Annotated in this window: 16 protein-coding genes; 9 read left to right on the top strand and 7 right to left on the bottom strand. The window is 59.4% G+C overall.

Annotated elements, in window-relative coordinates:
* Window positions 1-14 precede the first annotated feature (14 nt).
* The 9 genes from NBG89_RS33725 to NBG89_RS33685 all read left to right on the top strand — a co-directional run bounded on the left by NBG89_RS33725 (window position 15) and on the right by NBG89_RS33685 (window position 8,463).
* Window positions 15-1,580 (top strand): class I adenylate-forming enzyme family protein, encoded by a 1,566-nt coding sequence (locus tag NBG89_RS33725; RefSeq protein WP_431324938.1) that lies wholly within the window; start codon window positions 15-17, stop codon window positions 1,578-1,580.
* 10 nt (window positions 1,581-1,590) lie between these two features.
* Window positions 1,591-3,138: an acyl-CoA carboxylase subunit beta gene (locus NBG89_RS33720; RefSeq protein WP_431324937.1), complete on the top strand. Its 1,548-nt coding sequence runs from the start codon at window positions 1,591-1,593 to the stop codon at window positions 3,136-3,138.
* Complete coding sequence (locus NBG89_RS33715; RefSeq protein WP_431324936.1) at window positions 3,135-4,859, top strand: ABC transporter permease; 1,725 nt, start codon at window positions 3,135-3,137, stop codon at window positions 4,857-4,859. Before NBG89_RS33720 ends, NBG89_RS33715 begins: the two co-directional genes overlap by 4 nt.
* Before the next feature lie 3 nt (window positions 4,860-4,862).
* A complete protein-coding gene (locus NBG89_RS33710) occupies window positions 4,863-6,035 on the top strand; it encodes a thiolase C-terminal domain-containing protein (protein ID WP_431324935.1) in 1,173 nt (390 codons plus the stop codon).
* Window positions 6,035-6,442 carry a Zn-ribbon domain-containing OB-fold protein gene (locus NBG89_RS33705; protein WP_431324934.1) on the top strand — a complete coding sequence of 136 codons (408 nt, stop codon included), beginning with the start codon at window positions 6,035-6,037 and terminating at the stop codon, window positions 6,440-6,442. The genes NBG89_RS33710 and NBG89_RS33705 overlap by 1 nt, the downstream gene beginning before the upstream one ends.
* Before the next feature lies 1 nt (window position 6,443).
* On the top strand, window positions 6,444-6,887 hold the full coding sequence (locus tag NBG89_RS33700) for a MaoC family dehydratase (protein ID WP_431324933.1): 444 nt from the start codon (window positions 6,444-6,446) through the stop codon (window positions 6,885-6,887).
* Window positions 6,887-7,624, top strand: coding sequence for an SDR family oxidoreductase (locus NBG89_RS33695; protein WP_431324932.1), 738 nt, complete (start codon window positions 6,887-6,889; stop codon window positions 7,622-7,624). Before NBG89_RS33700 ends, NBG89_RS33695 begins: the two co-directional genes overlap by 1 nt.
* 149 nt (window positions 7,625-7,773) lie before the next feature.
* Entirely contained in the window at window positions 7,774-7,983 is a 210-nt protein-coding gene (locus NBG89_RS33690; protein WP_431324931.1) for a hypothetical protein, read from the top strand.
* Window positions 7,984-8,463 carry a hypothetical protein gene (locus NBG89_RS33685; RefSeq protein ID WP_431324930.1) on the top strand — a complete coding sequence of 160 codons (480 nt, stop codon included), beginning with the start codon at window positions 7,984-7,986 and terminating at the stop codon, window positions 8,461-8,463.
* Window positions 8,464-8,477: 14 nt separating this feature from the next.
* Here NBG89_RS33685 and NBG89_RS33680 read toward each other — a convergent pair whose 3' ends face one another.
* From NBG89_RS33680 to purU, 7 genes are all read right to left on the bottom strand, one after another.
* Window positions 8,478-9,323: an NAD(P)H-binding protein gene (locus NBG89_RS33680; RefSeq protein ID WP_431324929.1), complete on the bottom strand. Its 846-nt coding sequence runs from the start codon at window positions 9,321-9,323 to the stop codon at window positions 8,478-8,480.
* Window positions 9,324-9,449: 126 nt separating this feature from the next.
* The gene (locus NBG89_RS33675; RefSeq protein ID WP_431324928.1) at window positions 9,450-11,903 is read right to left on the bottom strand and encodes a GcvT family protein; all 2,454 of its coding nucleotides are present in this window, start codon (window positions 11,901-11,903) and stop codon (window positions 9,450-9,452) included.
* A 290-nt stretch (window positions 11,904-12,193) separates the two neighbouring features.
* Window positions 12,194-12,997 (bottom strand): MerR family transcriptional regulator, encoded by an 804-nt coding sequence (locus NBG89_RS33670; RefSeq protein WP_431324927.1) that lies wholly within the window; start codon window positions 12,995-12,997, stop codon window positions 12,194-12,196.
* A gap of 75 nt (window positions 12,998-13,072) precedes the next feature.
* Window positions 13,073-13,279 carry a hypothetical protein gene (locus tag NBG89_RS33665; RefSeq protein ID WP_431324926.1) on the bottom strand — a complete coding sequence of 69 codons (207 nt, stop codon included), beginning with the start codon at window positions 13,277-13,279 and terminating at the stop codon, window positions 13,073-13,075.
* A gap of 10 nt (window positions 13,280-13,289) precedes the next feature.
* On the bottom strand, window positions 13,290-14,942 hold the full coding sequence (locus tag NBG89_RS33660; RefSeq protein WP_431324970.1) for a 4Fe-4S dicluster domain-containing protein: 1,653 nt from the start codon (window positions 14,940-14,942) through the stop codon (window positions 13,290-13,292).
* A 16-nt stretch (window positions 14,943-14,958) separates the two neighbouring features.
* Window positions 14,959-15,870: a bifunctional methylenetetrahydrofolate dehydrogenase/methenyltetrahydrofolate cyclohydrolase FolD gene (gene folD, locus NBG89_RS33655; protein ID WP_431324925.1), complete on the bottom strand. Its 912-nt coding sequence runs from the start codon at window positions 15,868-15,870 to the stop codon at window positions 14,959-14,961.
* Window positions 15,871-15,872: 2 nt separating this feature from the next.
* Window positions 15,873-16,775 carry a formyltetrahydrofolate deformylase gene (gene purU / locus NBG89_RS33650; protein WP_431324924.1) on the bottom strand — a complete coding sequence of 301 codons (903 nt, stop codon included), beginning with the start codon at window positions 16,773-16,775 and terminating at the stop codon, window positions 15,873-15,875.
* Window positions 16,776-16,796 lie beyond the last annotated feature (21 nt).

Here is a 16,796-nt window from a genome sequence, read left to right as displayed (position 1 = left end):
AACTGGGAACGCACATGTCGCACGTCAATTCATCTACCCTCGGGTGGACAGTATCTTCTATTCTCGGAGATGCAGGTCCGCAGGTCCTCCACCAGCCGGACAAGACGGCGATGGTCTGGGAGCACGGCTCGCTGACCTACAAGGAATTGCGGTCCAGGGCGCTGCAACTCGCGAACGCGCTTCGGGAAATGGGACTGCAGACGGGCGACCGCGTTGCCTCCATGCTCTTCAATCGCGGCGAGATATTTGAACTTTACTTCGCCTGCGCATTCGCCGGCCTCGTGTTCGTTCCTGTGAGTTTCCGCCTGACCTCGAGCGAAGTCGCGTCAATCCTCGAAGACAGCGGTGCCAGAGCCTTCTTCGTTGAGACCGAGACCGCAGCCGTTGCATTTGAAGCGAGCGGCTCTCTCGACGGTTCACCCAGGATCGTTACGCTCCAGGCTACCTCCGGAGGCCCCGAATATGAAGCTTTGACTGAAGGGTGTGCGCCGCTTCCCTCGACTATAGCGCATGACATCCAGATGATCATGTACACGTCCGGCACGACCGGGAAGCCGAAAGGCGTCGTCATGCGGTCGCTGGCGGTGATGTGGTGCGCGATGCAGCAAGTGAGCCTTTTCCGTCATCTCGACCAAAACACCGTGATGCTGCTGAATGCGCCAATGTACAATACCGCAGCTCTCAATGAGAGCTCGATACCGACGTTTCTCGTCGGGGGAACGGTCGCCATCATGCCAAGCCGCGGGTGGAGTGCCGAACGGCTCGGACAATTCATCAAGAAATGGAGTGTCACGCACTCCCTAATCTTCCCATCGATGTACCCGAACATGATCGATGCCGATGAGCGCGATCCGCTGCCGTTACAGTCGATGAAGTGGTGGTACACTGGAGGCGAAAACTGCCCGCCGGCCCTCATGGCGGAAGTGCGCCGTCGCTGGCCGCACATCGACCTGGCCATCGCGTACGGTTCAACGGAGTCGGGCTTGCCAACTTTGATCGAAGGCGATGACATCGAACGGCATCCCGGCTCCGTTGGGCGCTGCTCTCCAGGCCAATCGATCCGGCTTCTCGACGCCGATGGCAAAGACGTTCCCGTCGGGGGCGTCGGAGACGTTTGGACGGCTGGCCCGTCGGTCATGCGCAATTACTGGAACGCTCCTCAACTCGACGCCGAGACCGTGGCCGACGGCTGGCTGAAGATCGGCGACCTCGCGACCATCGACGAGGACGGATGGATTTCCATTGTCGGGCGCAGCAAGGACATCATCATATCAAAGGGCCAGAACATCTATCCGGCCGAGATCGAGAACGTCATCCGCCAGCATCCGTCGGTCCTCGACGTTGCCGTCGTGGGTCTTCCCGACCCGGAGTTCACCGAGATCGTGTGCGCTGCCGTAGTCCCGCGCAGCAAAGACGCGATCGGCTCGAAGGACGAGATAATGGCGTTCCTTCTGACGAAGCTGGCTTCGTACAAGAAGCCGCGTCACATCCTGTTCGTCGAAAGCTTTCCCATCCGAAACGCAACCAAGGTCGACAAGAAGGAGCTCGCCAAGATCTGCGCCGAGCTCGTGAAAGTCTGAGGAGGATCCGATGACCCAGAATCTTAGCCCCGAATGGCACGCCTTGTTGGAGGAACTGGAACGCAGGCGCGAGATCGCACTCGCATCGAGCGGCCCGGATCGTATCGCGCGCGAACATCGTTATGGCCGCTCGACAGCTCGTGAACGGATTGCAAAGCTTGCAGATCCGGACACCTTCCTCGAGATCGGCACGTTCGTAACCACGCCGACGGAAGACGGTTCACCGCTTGCCCCCACCTTCGTTTGCGGCCTTTGCGAAATCGACGGACGCCCGGTTGCGATCGGTGCGGAGGATTACAGCGTCGAGGGTGGCGGGACCGGCGTTCATCTGGCGCGCTACAAGGGCGGATGGGGCGGCTTCATCGAGGAGTTTGCTCTGGGCTACAAGATCCCGCTCGTGATGCTGATTAACGGCGTCGGCGGATCGATCCTGCTACAGGATGCGATCGGCTACCCAGAGCTCCAGTCCGCGAACCCGACCTTCCCCATGTTCGATCTGCTCCAGCACGTTCCCGTGCTCGCCGCAGTTCTCGGTCCGACAGCGGGTAGCTCCGCGGCTCGCGCGCACATCTCGCATTTTTCCGTGATGACCTCCGACAACGGCTGCCTTTTCGCCGGCGGCCCCCCTGTGGTCAAACAGGCTCTCGGTCTGGAGATCGACAAGTTCGCGCTCGGCGGCGTCGCCATCCACACCCGCGCATCCGGTCTGATAGACAATGCCGCCGAAAACGAAGACGCAGCTCTTGCTCAAATCCGGCAGGTTCTCGACTTCCTGCCGGACAACATTGGACACAGACCGAAGGTCGTCGAGAACTGGGCGGCCGGAGACCAAAACGAGCTCTTTTCCATCGTTTCGCCCAGCCTCCGGCGGGCATATGACGTGCACAAGCTGATACGTTGCGTGGTAGACGAGGAGAGCTTTTTCGAAATAGCCCCAGACTACGGCCGATCCTTGCGCACCGGCCTCGCGCGTATCGAGGGCCGCACGGTGGGCATTCTAGCTTCCGACGCGCGGTTCGTCGCCGGCTCTCTCGACGTCCAGTCCTCGCTGAAGCAAGCCAAGTTTGTCGAGCTCTGCGACCGTTTCCACATCCCGATTGCTTACTTGGTCGACGTACCCGGATTCTTAGTCGGTCCGAAGGCGGAAGAAGCTGGCGTGCTGACATTCGGCGCAATGGCGTTGCGTGCAATCCAGCAGGCGAAGGTACCAGTGATCACGGTCCAGATCCGACGCTCCTTCGGGCTCGGTGGCGTCGCGACCGGGAGCCGTAACCCGCTCAGCCTACGCTTGATCTGGCCGAGCGCGGCTTGGGGCGACATGCCCATCGAGGGCGGTGTTGAAGCAGCCTTCCGTGCAGAACTCGACGCGGCCCCGGCCGACGAGCGCGCAGCACTTAAGGAAAAGCTGACGAAGCGCTTCGAGGAGCAGACTTCGATCTGGCGGGCTGTCGAGAAGTTCGGCGCTGAGGAGATGATCGATCCACGCGATACGCGTAAATATCTGGCACGCCTCCTCGCGCTCTACTACCGCATGCCGTTGGAAGGGCGGACGTCATGACCTATGTGCCAGTCGCCTCGCCTGCAGGAAGAAAGCGACTGTTGGGACGTTTCTCGACGGGAATTCTCCTACTACTCCCAGCTCTGCTCATTCTCGTGATCTCGCTCGGATGGCCACTTGTGACAATCGTCATGCGTAGCCTGCACGAGAAAGGTCGATCCAATTTCACCGACCCGCTCTACTTCGGGCACTACAGCGCGATCATTCAAGACGATCTGCTTCGCCAGGTCGCTCTGCAGAGCGTCATGCTGGCGTTCGTATCGATGATCGTAACCGTCATCCTCGCCTTTCCGGCCGCCTATGTGATTTCGAGGCTGTCCAGGAAAACGTCCTCATTGATGATGGTGCTGGTCCTGATGCCGTTCTGGGTTTCGATCATCGTTCGCCTGTTCGCCTTTACGACCATCCTTGGCCAACAGGGCATCATCAATTCCCTGGCAGGAGAACTCGGAGCGGGACCCTTCCCACTTCTTTACAACACTTTCGCGGTCATAGTCGGGATGGTCGCTTACCTGCTGCCCTATCTGATCCTGATCCTCGTGTCGGCAATGATGTCAATCGACAACTCCCTGCTCACGGCCGCTCGGACGATGGGCGCGTCGGAACGAAGGGTATTTCTGGATATCTATTTTCCGCAGGTCCGACCCGCGCTCTTGGGCGGCAGCGTGTTGGTGTTCGTCCTCGGATTGGGCTTCTTCCTGACCCCCGCGATCCTCGGCGGGGCTCACAACCTCACGATCCCGATCTTCATTCAACAGCAGGTTCAGAACTATCAGTGGGGCAAGGCGGCGGCGATGGGCATTCTGCTGCTTGCCGTGTCGGTGGTCGGATACATGCTGGCTCTGAAAATCGGCGGCAAGGGCATGCTGTCGCCGGTCCAACAAGGCTCGCGCGGCGCCGCCGCTCGCGATCCACTGCGCCCCACTCCAGTCGCTGCTCTATGCGTAGCCTTTCTGGTCTTCGACTTGATCCTGTTGATCCTTCCGCTGCTCGTCGTGATCCCAACGTCCGTGACCGAGACGACGCAGATCCAGTTTCCGCCGGTGGGATTCAGCACGAAGTGGTTCGTGGAAGCGCTTACGTCCTCGATCTGGATCGATGCCTTCATCAAGAGCGTCCGTGTCGGCGTGATGACGGCGATATGCGCGACGCTGTGTGGCCTTGCCCTGGCCCGCGTCGGCACCCGGTCGAAGTCGCTGATGCTGAAGTCGGCCATTCAGGTTGGTGCGATCATGCCGCTGATCGTCCCGGTCATCCTGCTCGGCATCGGTATCTATGACGTCCAGGGAAGACTGGGCCTCATCGGCTCGGACATCGGCCTGGTCATTGCGCATTCCGTGCTGTGCCTGCCTTTGGTCTTCCTAGTCCTTGCGAACGCCCTCGCCGCCGTTGACGTCTCGATCGAACAGGCTGCCTGGACGATGGGAGCCAGCAACGGACGCGCCTTCTGGAACGTCGTCGTGCCCATCATCATGCCGGCCCTTGTCGGGGCGTTCCTAATCTCCTTCGTAACCTCCTGGGACGAAGCCGTGCTGGCCATGTTCCAGACCGGTCTCGATAAGACCCTTCCGGTCACGATCTACTCTTTCCTGAAGAGCGGGATAACGCCGGCGGTCTCGGCCGTGGCCACCATTGTGATCACGCCTGTGCTGATCGGCTCGATCATCATCGCGGTCAAATCATTCACATCCAGCAGAATTGTCACGAAAGCGAGAAGCTAACCCATGGCAACCGAACGTTTCCCAAGCGGCTCCGCGTGTATCGTGGGCGCGCACGAGTCACCTCGCCGAAAGGCGCCTGGCGTCCACCCCTATCAGATCCATGCCGAAGTAATCGCGGAAGCCCTCGCCGACGCCGGAATGTCTCTCTCGGACGTGGACGGTTTCGCCACCGCTGCTTCATTCCCCTCGGAAGCCGGCTGGCAGTTGAATGCAGTCGAAATCGCGGAGTACGTTGGGATTGACCCCTTGTGGGTCTGCAGCACCGATATTGGCGGTGCCGCACCTCTTAGTCACGTCGGCAACGCGGTCGCGGCAATTCAGGCAGGCCTCTGCGACACAGTTGTTGTCAGCTACGCGTCATCTGGCCGCTCGTGGCCGCTGAATGCGAGCGACTTCAACACCGGCCAGACCGGACCTGGAGAATTTGAAGTTCCCTACGGCGTCTCAACGATCTCTGCGTACGCATTGGCCGCAACCCGGTACATGCACGAGTACGGACTGAAGCCCGAAGAGTTGGCGGAGATCGCCGTTCAGGCGCGGCGCTATGCGAACCTCAATCCAGACGCCATGTATCGCGAGCTGATCACCGTCGAAGACGTTCTGGCCTCTCCTATGATCTCGACACCGCTCCGGAAGCTCGATTGCTGCGTAGTCAGCGACTCCGGCGGAGCAATCGTGGTGACGTCCAAGGAGAGAGCGCGCGACACCCGTCGAGGCGGCCCGTCGATTCTCGGCTTCGGCGAGGCTATCAGTCACGGCCAGATGAACCAGATGAAGGATTTGACGACCACAGTTGCTGCACATTCCGGCCGCAGGGCGTTCGAGACTGCCGGTCTGGCACCAAGGGATATCAAGGTGGCCCAGATCTACGATTCCTTCACGATCACAGTCGCCCTTTCGCTGGAAGCACTCGGCTTCGTTCCTAGAGGCGAGGTTGGCGCATTCATCGCCGGCGGAGGCATCAGGCCTGATGGGCGGCTTCCGATCAATACTGACGGTGGGGGCCTCTCATCAAACCATGCCGGCCGCAGAGGTATGTTCGCGATCATCGAAGCTGTTCGCCAGCTCCGGGGCGAAAGCCCTGGCCTGCAACTCCCCTCGCCCGAACTGTGCCTCGTCAACGGTACCGGGGGATGGCTCTCGGCCACCGCCACACTCATTCTTGGAGGCAAGTAATGATCGACATGACGCCAGTCCATCCCGTCCACAATGCCCTATCCGAGCAATGGTTCTACGCGGCGCAGCGCGACACCCTTCTCATCCAGAAGGATCCTGCGACAGGAACGCTACAGATGTACCCCCGCGCTCGCGTTGTAGGTCATCCAGAGCGCGAACCAGAGTGGGTCGAGGCATCTGGTCGAGGGACTCTCTACTCCTTCACCGTCGTAAACCGATCCATTCACAAGGAGTTCGCATCGATGACGCCGTTCGTGATCGCGCTGGTCGATCTTGAAGAAGGCGTCCGTATCACGAGCTGGGTGATCGACGCGCCCTTGGAAAACCTCCGATGCGACATGCCGCTGAGAGTGGTGTTCCGCGAAATTCACCCTGGTGTGAAAATGCCGTGCTTCGTCGAGGCCTGACATGGAAACTGTGTTCAATGATATCTCTGAAGGTGCGGTTTACGTTTCCGCGGGTCGAACGATCACCGAGGCTGACATCGTCAATTTCGCCGGGCTGAGCGGCGACTTCAATCCCCTGCACATGGACGAGGAATGGGTTCGCGAGAACACGAAGTTTCCTTCGCGTATCGCGCACGGTCTGCTGATCCATTCGATCGGTGAAGGGCTCAACTGCCTCGAATTGTCTGCGTGGAAGATTCTCGGCTTCCTCGAAACGCAGCGGAAGATGCTCCTTCCGGTGTTCCCAGGCGACCGGATCACCCAGCGCTACACCGTCAAGTCAAAGCGGCCAAGTTCGAAGGATCCGTCAAGGGGTGTGGTGGAGGTGGAAGTGATCATTACCAACCAGAGGGGCGAGATCGTGCAGGACGGCTACAACAAATATCTGATTGGGGGAGATGCGTGATGCGTGGGATAGAAGGCAAGGTCATCGTCGTCACCGGCGGAGCCCAGGGCATTGGCAAGGCGACCGTCGTGCGCCTTGCCGAAGAAGGTGCCACGGTGGTCGTCGCCGACCGCAACCTTCAAGGTGCCCAAGCGACCGCCGATGAAGTCAACGGCGGTTCCGGCCGCTCGATTGCAATTGAACTCGACGTCGTCGACCGCCAGAGCTGGCACGACGCCGCGGAAAAGATCAAGGCGGCCTTTGGCGGCGCCGACGGGCTGGTAAACAATGCCGGCGTGACGCGGGATAAGTCTCTTCTGAAGATGGGCGACGACGACTGGGACACCGTTCTAGACGTGAACCTGAAGGGAGCGTGGCTCGGCTGCCAAGCAATCGTTCCGTTGATGGTCGGACGCGGTGGCGCGATCGTCAATCTTTCATCCGAATCCCGGTGGGGAGCCTTTGGGCAGTCAAACTATGCTTCAGCCAAAGCGGGACTGGTGGGCCTCACACGTACGGTCGCGTTCGAACAGGCGAGAAACGCCATACGGGTGAACGCCGTCGCGCCGGGCACAACATCGACCCCGATGGTCGAAGCGGTTCCGGAAGAAATTCGAAAGGGCTGGCTCGACAACATTCCACTTCGCCGTGAAGCAGCGCCGGCTGAGATCGCTTCTGTGATCGCGTTCCTCCTGTCCGACGACGCCAGCTACGTCACCGGGCAGGTGCTAGGCGTAAATGGCGGATCGGCCCTCTAGTGACGAGCGGAACGGCGGCATAAGTCGCCGTTCCGTAAAGGCTTCATTAGGCCCGGCAACGGTCCGGTTTTTGCCGCACCTGCAGATTCCTTCCTCTGGAAACAAAAGCCAAGCCCGAGTATCGTGGGGTTGCTTAGAGGGAGGACGATATGACCGCAGATCAAGATCTCACCCCAATCGCCAGTTCTCATGAGCCGACAGGCGGAGCGAAGAAGCAAGAGAGCGATACCATGCACCACGGCCTCGAGAAGGCGCTCGGCGGGAAGTCGGTTCCTGCATCAGGTGACACGGGAACGTCTGACAATGGCAACAAGAAAGACGGCTCCGGTGGGGCTGGAGACACAGGAACGCGGGAATAGATGCCCAGCGAACTGCTTTCGACCATCCTCGGTGCAATAACCGTGCCGAACAAAGACTGGTTGGATTACGCATCGGCTTTGGCAAACATCGCGATGGTCCTAACTGCCATACTCGCAGCTAGATACGGCCTTGCGCAGTACCGACACAGCGTGAAACTCGCGGAGTTCCAGGCCGTACTGAACCTGCGGGACCAGATGAACGCGCTGATCAAGGAGATCTACAGCACGCCGGACAAAAGCGATGAGCAATTGTGCCGGCAGTTGCTCAACTTCGCCGAAGTCTACGCCGCTGCTTTACACCATGGAGCCATTAGCGGCATGGCGAAGGCGTTCGTGACAAACCTGCTCCAGGACGAGGTCGTCCCGGCCGTGAGACTAGTGCAGTTTGAACCACTCATTGCCGAAGCGCGCGAGAACGCTCCGCGCTACCAGTACCTCCTAGGGCTACTCGACAGAGGTGCCCAAACGCTCAAGAGGTAACCTGTCGATCAGCGCTACCGCCAGAGTGGGCCTGTCTCTCTGACAAAAGTCTCAAAGGTACGCGCGGGTCTGCCTAGGGCTTGTTGAACGTCTTCTGATATCGCGGAGGATGCCGAGCTGCAGAGGAATTCGTAGACCGCCCTGTTGTGGTCCGCGAACTTCCGCAGGGCATAGGGGCTGGCTCGTTCGGCAAGATAAGGCTCCAGCGGAGCATCTTCGTACGAAAACTGGCGCCCCGAAACAAAGGAGATCATCGACATCGCATCTGCCCAAGTGTGAGAAGCCGGCCCCGTTAGCGTGTAGTGCTTTCCAGCATGAGATCGATCGAGCAAAGCCGCCGCGGCCACGTCTCCAACGTCACGCGTGTCCACAAAGCTTGTGGCGTGCCCACCGGTCGGAACCGACACGCGCCCCTCGGTCTTGAGCTGGGAGAGGTAGAAGCTGGGGTCAGCGAAATTCTGCATGAACCAATGAGGTCGCAGGATCGTCCATTCTAGCGAGCTGTTTTCGATCAGCCTCTCAACTCGCCGCTCGTCAAGGTCTTCTGCCCTAGTCCCGGCGTCGATCTCAGAGAGGAGAACAACGCGTCTCAGCTCGGGTGCGCAGTCGAGCAGCGCCGCCATCTGATCCCTTACGTCAGGGTTGGTTTCGGTCGAGGCTGGCTTCACCAGGTATAGTGCCTCAATCCCCTCGAGAGCCGGCCGCCACGTTTGCCGCAACTCCCAGTCGAACGTGGCGTGAGAAGCTGACGTCTCAAACCGCGATGCGCATCGAACTATGGCCTCCTCCCGCGTTGACAATGCTTCCACAACGCAGCGCCCCGTTTTACCGTTCGCGCCCATTACAAGGATTCGGGTCATCCTCTCCTCCCTATAATCATTGCAATATGGGTATGCGGTCCCTGCCGGCGCCGCGTGCTGATTACAAGCATAGCTTCGCTAAGAAAACGACCGGGAGGCGACATGCTGCCTCCCGGTTTTGCGTGCTCAGGATTTAATCTTCTCACCGCGCGGATCGTACCAGGCGCCGAGCTGGATCTCGACGGGGTAGCGCTTCATCGCCACTTCGACTTCCCACTTGCCTGCGGCGAGCCACTCCTTGGTGACGCCCTCCTCGCTCGACACATAACCGAGACCGAGTGATGCTTTTACACGGTGGCCGTAGGCGCCGGACATGATAGATCCCACGATGGCGTCGTCTCGCAGCAGCGGCTCGTAGTGGAACAACATCGGGGGGACTTCGTCGCCTGCGGCTACCTTGACCTGTACGAGCCGCCTCTTCAGTGTCCCCTCAGACTTCTGGCCTACTAGCACGTCGCGCCCGATAAAGCCGCCTGACTTGTCGAGCGCGACGGTGAACCCGACGCCGCCTTCGAGCGGAGTGTCTTCTTCGCCGATGTCATGACCCCAGTGGCGATATCCCTTCTCCATGCGCATGGAGTTCAGGGCGAAGAACCCAGCGTTCTTAAGTCCGAGGCCCTGCCCCGCTTCCGTCAGAACATCGTAGACATGTGCGGCGACTTCGCTTGGAATATATAGTTCGAAGCCAAGCTCGCCGACGAACGTGAGGCGGCTTGCTCGGACGCGCGCATAACCGAGGTCAATTTCGCGGCTGGTGCCGAACGGAAAGCCTCCATTGGAAAAGTCGTCCGGTGAAACGCGCGACAGAAGTTCGCGAGACTTCGGCCCCCATAGCGCCAGCATCGCCAGGCCGGAGGTAATATCGGTTATATAGACCTTCGAACCCTTGGGAACACGCCGCTTGAACCAAGCCATATCGCGACGCTGGGAAACTGCTACGGTCACAACCAAGTAGGACTGCTCAGCAAGGCGGGTGATGGTGACGTCAGCTTCGATGCCGCCGGTGTCGTTGAGCCATTGAGTGTACACTACCTTACCAACTGCAACGTCGCATTCGGCGGCGCTGATCCAGTTTAGTGCCTTCAGGGCGTCGGGGCCTTCGATCATGTACTTGATGAAGCAGCTATGGTCGAACAGCGAGACGTTCTCGGCGGTGTTCGCGCATTCTGCCGCAACGTTGTCGAACCAGCTCGGCTTGGAATAGGAGTATTCGATATTCTCGACCTCCGCGGCGGTTCCATAAAAGCCAGGGCGCTCCCAGCCTGCAAGCTCCGTCATGAATGCGCCGGATTTTACTAGGCGATCGTGGAACGGCGAACGACGGACGCCGCGAGCAGTCTCAAACTGCTTGCCCGGCCAATGCATGTCATAGAGAGAACCGATCGTCTCGACCGAGCGGTCTGCAAGGTACTTCTTGTTACGCTGGAACGCCTGCGTGCGGCGTACGTCGACGTCGAGAAGCTCCACCGGAGGCCTTCCTTCGGCGATCCATGACGCCATGGCCTTGCCGACGCCACCCGAAGAAAGAATACCGACGGAGTTGAAGCCTGTCGCAGCGAATAGCCCGTCGACCTCAGGCGTTTCACCAAGGTGGTATCGATTGTCCGGAGTGAAGCTCTCAGGACCGTTGAAGAAGAGCTGGATCCCAGTCTCCTGGAGAACGGGAACGCGCTCCATAGCCATCTCAAGATACGGGCTGATGTGATCAAGGTCCTCGGGGATCGTATCAAAGCAGAAGCTTTCAGAAATGCCCTTCTGACCCCAAGGCTTGGCGCCCGGCTCGAAAAAACCGACTAGGAGTTTGCCAGCATCTTCCTTGTAGTAGCTCCATTCGTCTGCCGTAAACATGACGGGCAAGTCTCGCGGAAGGCCGGGGATAGCCTCCGTCACGACGTAGAAGTGCTCCGCGGCGTGCAGGGGGATAGTCACGCCGATGTCAGCGGCGAGATCCCGAGACCACATGCCACCGGCGATGACGACCTTCTTTGCCGAGATCCGCCCCTTGTCGGTCATGACACCGACGGTCTTGCCGCCCTCGGTCAGGATTTGCGTTACCTTCACGCCTTCTTTGATCTTGGCGCCGCCCATCCGAGCGCCCTTGACGTAGGCCATCGTCACGTCGGCTGGGTTGACCTGGCCATCCTTCGGGAACCAGAAGCCACCTACCAGGCCCTCCGTGCTGATCGGTGACCAACGTTCTTTGATCTGATCGACGGTCAGCGCCTCGACAGGAAGACCAAAGTTCCTGCCCATAGAAGCCCCACGTGCAAGCTCCTCATAACGTGCCTGGGTCTTTGCAAGGCGTAGCGAGCCGTTCTGCTTGAATCCAGTCGCCTGACCAGTTTCCTCTTCAAGCCGACCAAATAACTCCCCGGTGTATTGTGCGAGCTCGGTCATACGTCTCGTCGCACGCAACTGCGTCACCAGACCGGCCGCGTGCCACGTTGTACCACTGGTCAACTGCTGCCGTTCGCAGAGCACGACGTCAGTGATCCCGAGCTTTGTCAGGTGGTAGGCGATCGAGCATCCTGCGATACCACCGCCGATGATGACGACCTCTGCCTGTGTGGGCATGTCCATTGCAGTTTCCTTCGAGTTCGAGTGACCTGTGCATTTTGTTGTCAGGCACAATATCACACCGACGCCAGAACTCTACAGAAATTATGCCGGGTTTATATAATCAATCGATTTATCCAAAGTATTTCGCGTGCGAGACCACGGCTGAGAGACGCAGCGGTCACGATGCGAAGTGGCGGCGCCGACTCCAATAACGATGACTGAGGTTGATTCTGGAAAGCGCACGAGCAACGATGCGCGCGAAGTCTCGACTGCGAACCTCGGCGCCTGCATCGGACAGACGCGTGGCCGTCTTAGAACGTAGGAGGAGTGTTCACCCAAAGGAGACGGCAAGGCGTTGAGCCCACCGCCCGCCATGAGTGAGCCCTGTTGCTCTCGAAGTAAATGGAATCACCTTCGTTGAGCGTAGCGACACCAAGCCCGTCGACTTCTACTTCAAAGCTTCCCTCGAGAACCCGAATGAACTCTTCGCCCTCGTGTCTGTAAAATCCCTCACTCCCGGCGCCGGGCGAAAGCGTCCACTCCTGGCAGTCCATCATTCGGGGTCCAGATGCCAACTCGCTGATGGTGATGCCCTTCCCCAAGGTCGGAAGTTGTCTTCCTTCACCTGTCCTCACCACGGACTTGGTTGCTTGGGGCGGACCCGCCGTGAGCTCAGTCACCGTGACGCCGAGCGCCTCAGCTACCGCTCGCAGCAATGGCACGCCCGCACCACGCGACGTGCGCTCAAGCGTGCTGATCGTAGAAGTGGACACGTCGACAAGTTCCGCGAGAGCGGCGATTGTGAGTTTTTTCTGCTTCCTAAGTCTTCTTATTTCAAACCCCAGGCGCGGCACCGACGCTTCTTCTGTGGCCGTAGTCGGCGGGCCGACATCGAGTTCATTGAGAGCAGACTTGATAGCAGCAAGGTTCAATCCCTGCACAGACCTGAGACGCACGATCTGATGGACCCGAGCGAAATCCTCATCACTATACATCCGGTATCCGCTGGCGGTACGGGTCGGAACGATCAGACCGTGTTGCTCCCACAGACGAAGCGTTGCCGCGGGCACTCCGGTCGCTACGGAAAGCTCGGATACCTTATACAGTTTGCTCATGTTGCCATGTAGATCCGTTTCGAAGCGAATTGCTAGCCAAAATCCTGAAACGTCTCAACAAATGGCTGATCCGTTTCACAGCGCGAACTGGTTCGGCATGTGGATTTGAACGTCCAATCTATCGCTAGTCGCCTCTTTCGGCAGCTGTCTTTCACGTTCTGTACGGTGAGGCCAAAATCCGGTCCCATGTCCACCCATGGCGACAGTCTGCTGACCAATACCTTGCGGATCGGATTCGATCTCCTCGGTCAAGAGCAAATAAAGCTGCTTCAGGAATTTCATCGGGCTCCTCCTACATATTTGGGTAGACCGGCCCCTCGCCGCCCTGTGGCGGCACCCAGTTGATGTTCTGGTTCGGGTCCTTGATATCGCAGGTCTTGCAGTGGACGCAGTTCTGGGCGTTGATGACGAAGGTCTCCTGACCGTCCTTCTCTACCCATTCATAGACGCCTGCCGGACAGTAGCGCGTCGACGGACCGGCATAGATATCGTGCTCCGACCGCTTCTGCAGGCTCATGTCCTTGACCTTGAGATGTACCGGCTGGTCTTCCTCATGGTTGGTGTTCGACAGGAACACCGAGGACAGCCGGTCGAAGGTCAAGACGCCGTCCGGTTTCGGATAGGCAATCGGCTTGTGCTTGGCGGCCGGTTCCAGCGAGGCGGCATCGGTCTTGCCGTGCTTCAGCGTGCCGAAGATCGACAGACCGAACAGCTGGTTCGTCCACATGTCGAGACCGCCGAGTGCAACGCCAACAGCCGTGCCGAACTTCGACCACAACGGCTTGACGTTGCGCACCCTCTTCAGGTCCTTGCCGATGTCGCTTGAACGCCAGTCGGTCTCGATCTCAACCACCTCGTCATTGGCGCGACCGGCGGCAATCGCAGCGGCGATGCGGTTCGCCGCCATCATCCCCGACAGCACAGCATTGTGGCTGCCCTTGATGCGCGGCACATTGACGAAGCCGGCCGAACAGCCGATCAGCGCGCCGCCCGGGAAGGAGAGCTTCGGCACCGACTGCCAGCCGCCCTCGGTGATCGCGCGTGCGCCATAGGAAAGCCGCTTAGCCCCCTCGAAGGTTCCGCGGATCGAAGGATGCGTCTTGAAGCGCTGGAATTCCTCGAAGGGATGGAGGTAGGGATTCTTGTAGTTCAGGTGGACGACGAAGCCGACGGCAACGAGATTGTCTTCGAGGTGGTAAAGGAAGGAACCGCCACCGGTCTTCATGCCGAGTGGCCAGCCGAAGGAATGCTGCACCAGACCTTGGCGGTGATGCTCGGGCTTGACCTGCCAGAGTTCCTTGATGCCGATGCCGAATTTCTGCGGCTCGCGATCCCTGGACAGATCGAACTTGGCGATCAGCTGCTTGGCGAGCGAGCCGCGCACACCTTCGCCGATCAGCACATATTTGCCTGTTAGCGCCATGCCGCGCGTGTAGTTCGGGCCGGGCTCGCCGTTCTTCTCGATGCCCATGTCGCCGGTGGCGACACCAATGACCGCCCCTTCGTCGTTGTAGAGCACTTCGGTCGCGGCAAAGCCCGGATAGATCTCGACGCCGAGTTCCTCCGCCTTGGTGGCGAGCCAGCGACAGACGTTACCAAGCGAGACGATATAGTTGCCGTGGTTGCTCATCAGCGGCGGCATCAGCATGTTCGGCAGACGCACCGAGCCGGCCGGGCCGAGCACCAGGAAATGGTCGTCCGTCACCTCGGTCTTGAACGGATGATCGGCCTCTTCGCGCCAGCCGGGCAGTAGGCGATCGATACCGATCGGATCGACAACGGCTCCCGACAGGATATGCGCGCCGACTTCGGCACCCTTCTCCAGCACGACGACCGACAGCTCCGGATTGACCTGCTTCAGACGGATCGCAGCCGACAGCCCCGCAGGCCCGCCGCCGACGATTACAACGTCGAATTCCATGCTTTCGCGTTGAGGAAGGCTCATCATCTGCAGTCCGGTTTCATGCCCTATCGAAAAGTGGCGATTGCCTTCCGGCGGCGCGCCAGGCTGCCTTGGCAGTGTTTGCCATTAGCATTGCAATCGTCATCGGACCGACGCCCCCTGGAACAGGGGTGATCGCTCCGGCAATAGCTATCACCGCGTCGAAATCCACGTCGCCCACGAGCCGGCTCTTCCCCTCGCCTCGCTCAGGAGCCGCTACGCGGTTTATTCCGACATCAATGACGGTCGCACCCGGCTTCACCCAGTCGACCTTGACCATTTCAGCTCGACCAACAGCCGCTACCAGGATGTCCGCGCCTCGGCATACGCTTGCGAGATCACGTGTACGGCTGTGGGCGATGGTCACTGTGGCGTTCGCGTGCAGCAGCAATTGCGCCATAGGTTTGCCGAAGAGATTAGACCTTCCGATAACGACTGCTTTCAAGCCCGACAGGTCGCTCCCATGAATGCGGCCGACCAAAACCATCGCTCCCGCCGGCGTACACGAAACGAGGCCGGTTTCAAGATCGCCAGTCGCCACCTTGCCTGCGTTGACAACGTTGAGACCGTCTACGTCCTTCTCGGGTAGGATAGACTGAACCACCGCATCGCTGTCGAGATGCTTTGGTAGCGGAAGCTGCACCAAGATCCCATGGATCTCGTCGTCTTCATTCAATGCAGACACGAGGTCCATCAACTGCTGTTGGGACGTTTCTTCCGGCAGGGTATGCTGGACAGAGGAGAAACCGCACTCCTTTGCGATGCGGCTCTTGGCCGCGACATAGGTATGACTGGCTGGGTCGTCACCTACGATGACGACGGCGAGACCGGTTTTCACCCCGCCCTCTTTCTTCAGCTTTTTGGTGGCTTGCGTCACCGCCTGCACGACGGTGGCAGCCGCCGCTTTCCCGTTTATGAGCTGCGCCAGCATGTTCAGCCCATCCGCTCGGACGCGTAGCTGCCAGGGCTTGCCGGGAAGACTACGGTTCGGTTGCCGTTGATGAACGTCCGTTGGTGGATGTGGGCGTGAATAGCGCGCGCCAGGACCTGACTTTCGACGTCGCGGCCGAGCGATACGTAATCATCCGCGGACTGAGCGTGGGTGATGCGCACCGTGTCCTGCTCGATGATTGGTCCTTCATCGAGATCGGCCGTGACGTAATGGGCCGTCGCGCCAATCAGCTTCACCCCACGTTCGTAGGCCTGCTTATAGGGATTGGCACCCTTGAAGCTCGGAAGGAACGAGTGGTGGATATTGATGATGCGCCCCGACATCTTCGCGCAAAGCTGGTCGGAAAGGATCTGCATGTAGCGAGCGAGGACGACAAGCTCCGTGCCCGTCTGCTCAACAATCTCGAGCATGCGCGCCTCTGCCTGAGGCTTGTTTTCCTTCGTGACCTTGATGTGATGAAACGGGATATCATGGTTTACGACCACCTTCTGGTAGTCGAAGTGGTTCGAGATCACACCAACGATGTCGATCGGAAGAGCACCGATCCGCCAACGATACAGCAGGTCGTTGAGGCAGTGCCCGAAGCGGGACACCATCAGCAGGACCTTGGTGCGCTTCTCCCCATTGTGAAACTGGTATTCCATCGCGAAGCTCTTGGCCACTTCAGCGAAACCCTCGCGTATCTCACCCTCAGCAACGCCCGCTTCCGAGATGAAGCCAACCCTCATGAAGAAGCGGCCGGTCTCAAGATCGTCGAACTGAGAACTGTCGACGATGTTGCAACCCCTCTCAGCAAGGTATCCGGAGATCGCGGCGACGATCCCTCTGGCCGACTTGCAAGACACCGTTAGTACGAGATTGTTGTTGGTCACGTGCGACTCCATGGAGCGGAAACGAGAGCGGGG

Origin of the sequence: Rhizobium sp. YTU87027, from assembly GCF_050644135.1 — a bacterium.
In the GTDB taxonomy this organism is placed as follows: domain Bacteria; phylum Pseudomonadota; class Alphaproteobacteria; order Rhizobiales; family Rhizobiaceae; genus Rhizobium.
This window is presented reverse-complemented; position numbering and strand designations above follow the sequence as displayed.

Excerpts from the sequence above, each read along its gene's own strand:
- NBG89_RS33705 (WP_431324934.1), top strand. The coding sequence starts at position 6,035 with ATGATCGACATGACGCCAGTCCATCCCGTCCACAATGCCCTATCCGAG.
- NBG89_RS33665 (WP_431324926.1), bottom strand. The coding sequence starts at position 13,279 with ATGAAATTCCTGAAGCAGCTTTATTTGCTCTTGACCGAGGAGATCGAA.
- NBG89_RS33685 (WP_431324930.1), top strand. The coding sequence starts at position 7,984 with ATGCCCAGCGAACTGCTTTCGACCATCCTCGGTGCAATAACCGTGCCG.
- NBG89_RS33670 (WP_431324927.1), bottom strand. The coding sequence starts at position 12,997 with ATGAGCAAACTGTATAAGGTATCCGAGCTTTCCGTAGCGACCGGAGTG.
- purU (WP_431324924.1), bottom strand. The coding sequence starts at position 16,775 with ATGGAGTCGCACGTGACCAACAACAATCTCGTACTAACGGTGTCTTGC.
- NBG89_RS33695 (WP_431324932.1), top strand. The coding sequence starts at position 6,887 with ATGCGTGGGATAGAAGGCAAGGTCATCGTCGTCACCGGCGGAGCCCAG.
- NBG89_RS33675 (WP_431324928.1), bottom strand. The coding sequence starts at position 11,903 with ATGGACATGCCCACACAGGCAGAGGTCGTCATCATCGGCGGTGGTATC.
- NBG89_RS33710 (WP_431324935.1), top strand. The coding sequence starts at position 4,863 with ATGGCAACCGAACGTTTCCCAAGCGGCTCCGCGTGTATCGTGGGCGCG.
- folD (WP_431324925.1), bottom strand. The coding sequence starts at position 15,870 with ATGCTGGCGCAGCTCATAAACGGGAAAGCGGCGGCTGCCACCGTCGTG.
- NBG89_RS33725 (WP_431324938.1), top strand. The coding sequence starts at position 15 with ATGTCGCACGTCAATTCATCTACCCTCGGGTGGACAGTATCTTCTATT.
- NBG89_RS33690 (WP_431324931.1), top strand. The coding sequence starts at position 7,774 with ATGACCGCAGATCAAGATCTCACCCCAATCGCCAGTTCTCATGAGCCG.
- NBG89_RS33715 (WP_431324936.1), top strand. The coding sequence starts at position 3,135 with ATGACCTATGTGCCAGTCGCCTCGCCTGCAGGAAGAAAGCGACTGTTG.
- NBG89_RS33720 (WP_431324937.1), top strand. The coding sequence starts at position 1,591 with ATGACCCAGAATCTTAGCCCCGAATGGCACGCCTTGTTGGAGGAACTG.
- NBG89_RS33700 (WP_431324933.1), top strand. The coding sequence starts at position 6,444 with ATGGAAACTGTGTTCAATGATATCTCTGAAGGTGCGGTTTACGTTTCC.
- NBG89_RS33680 (WP_431324929.1), bottom strand. The coding sequence starts at position 9,323 with ATGACCCGAATCCTTGTAATGGGCGCGAACGGTAAAACGGGGCGCTGC.
- NBG89_RS33660 (WP_431324970.1), bottom strand. The coding sequence starts at position 14,942 with ATGAGCCTTCCTCAACGCGAAAGCATGGAATTCGACGTTGTAATCGTC.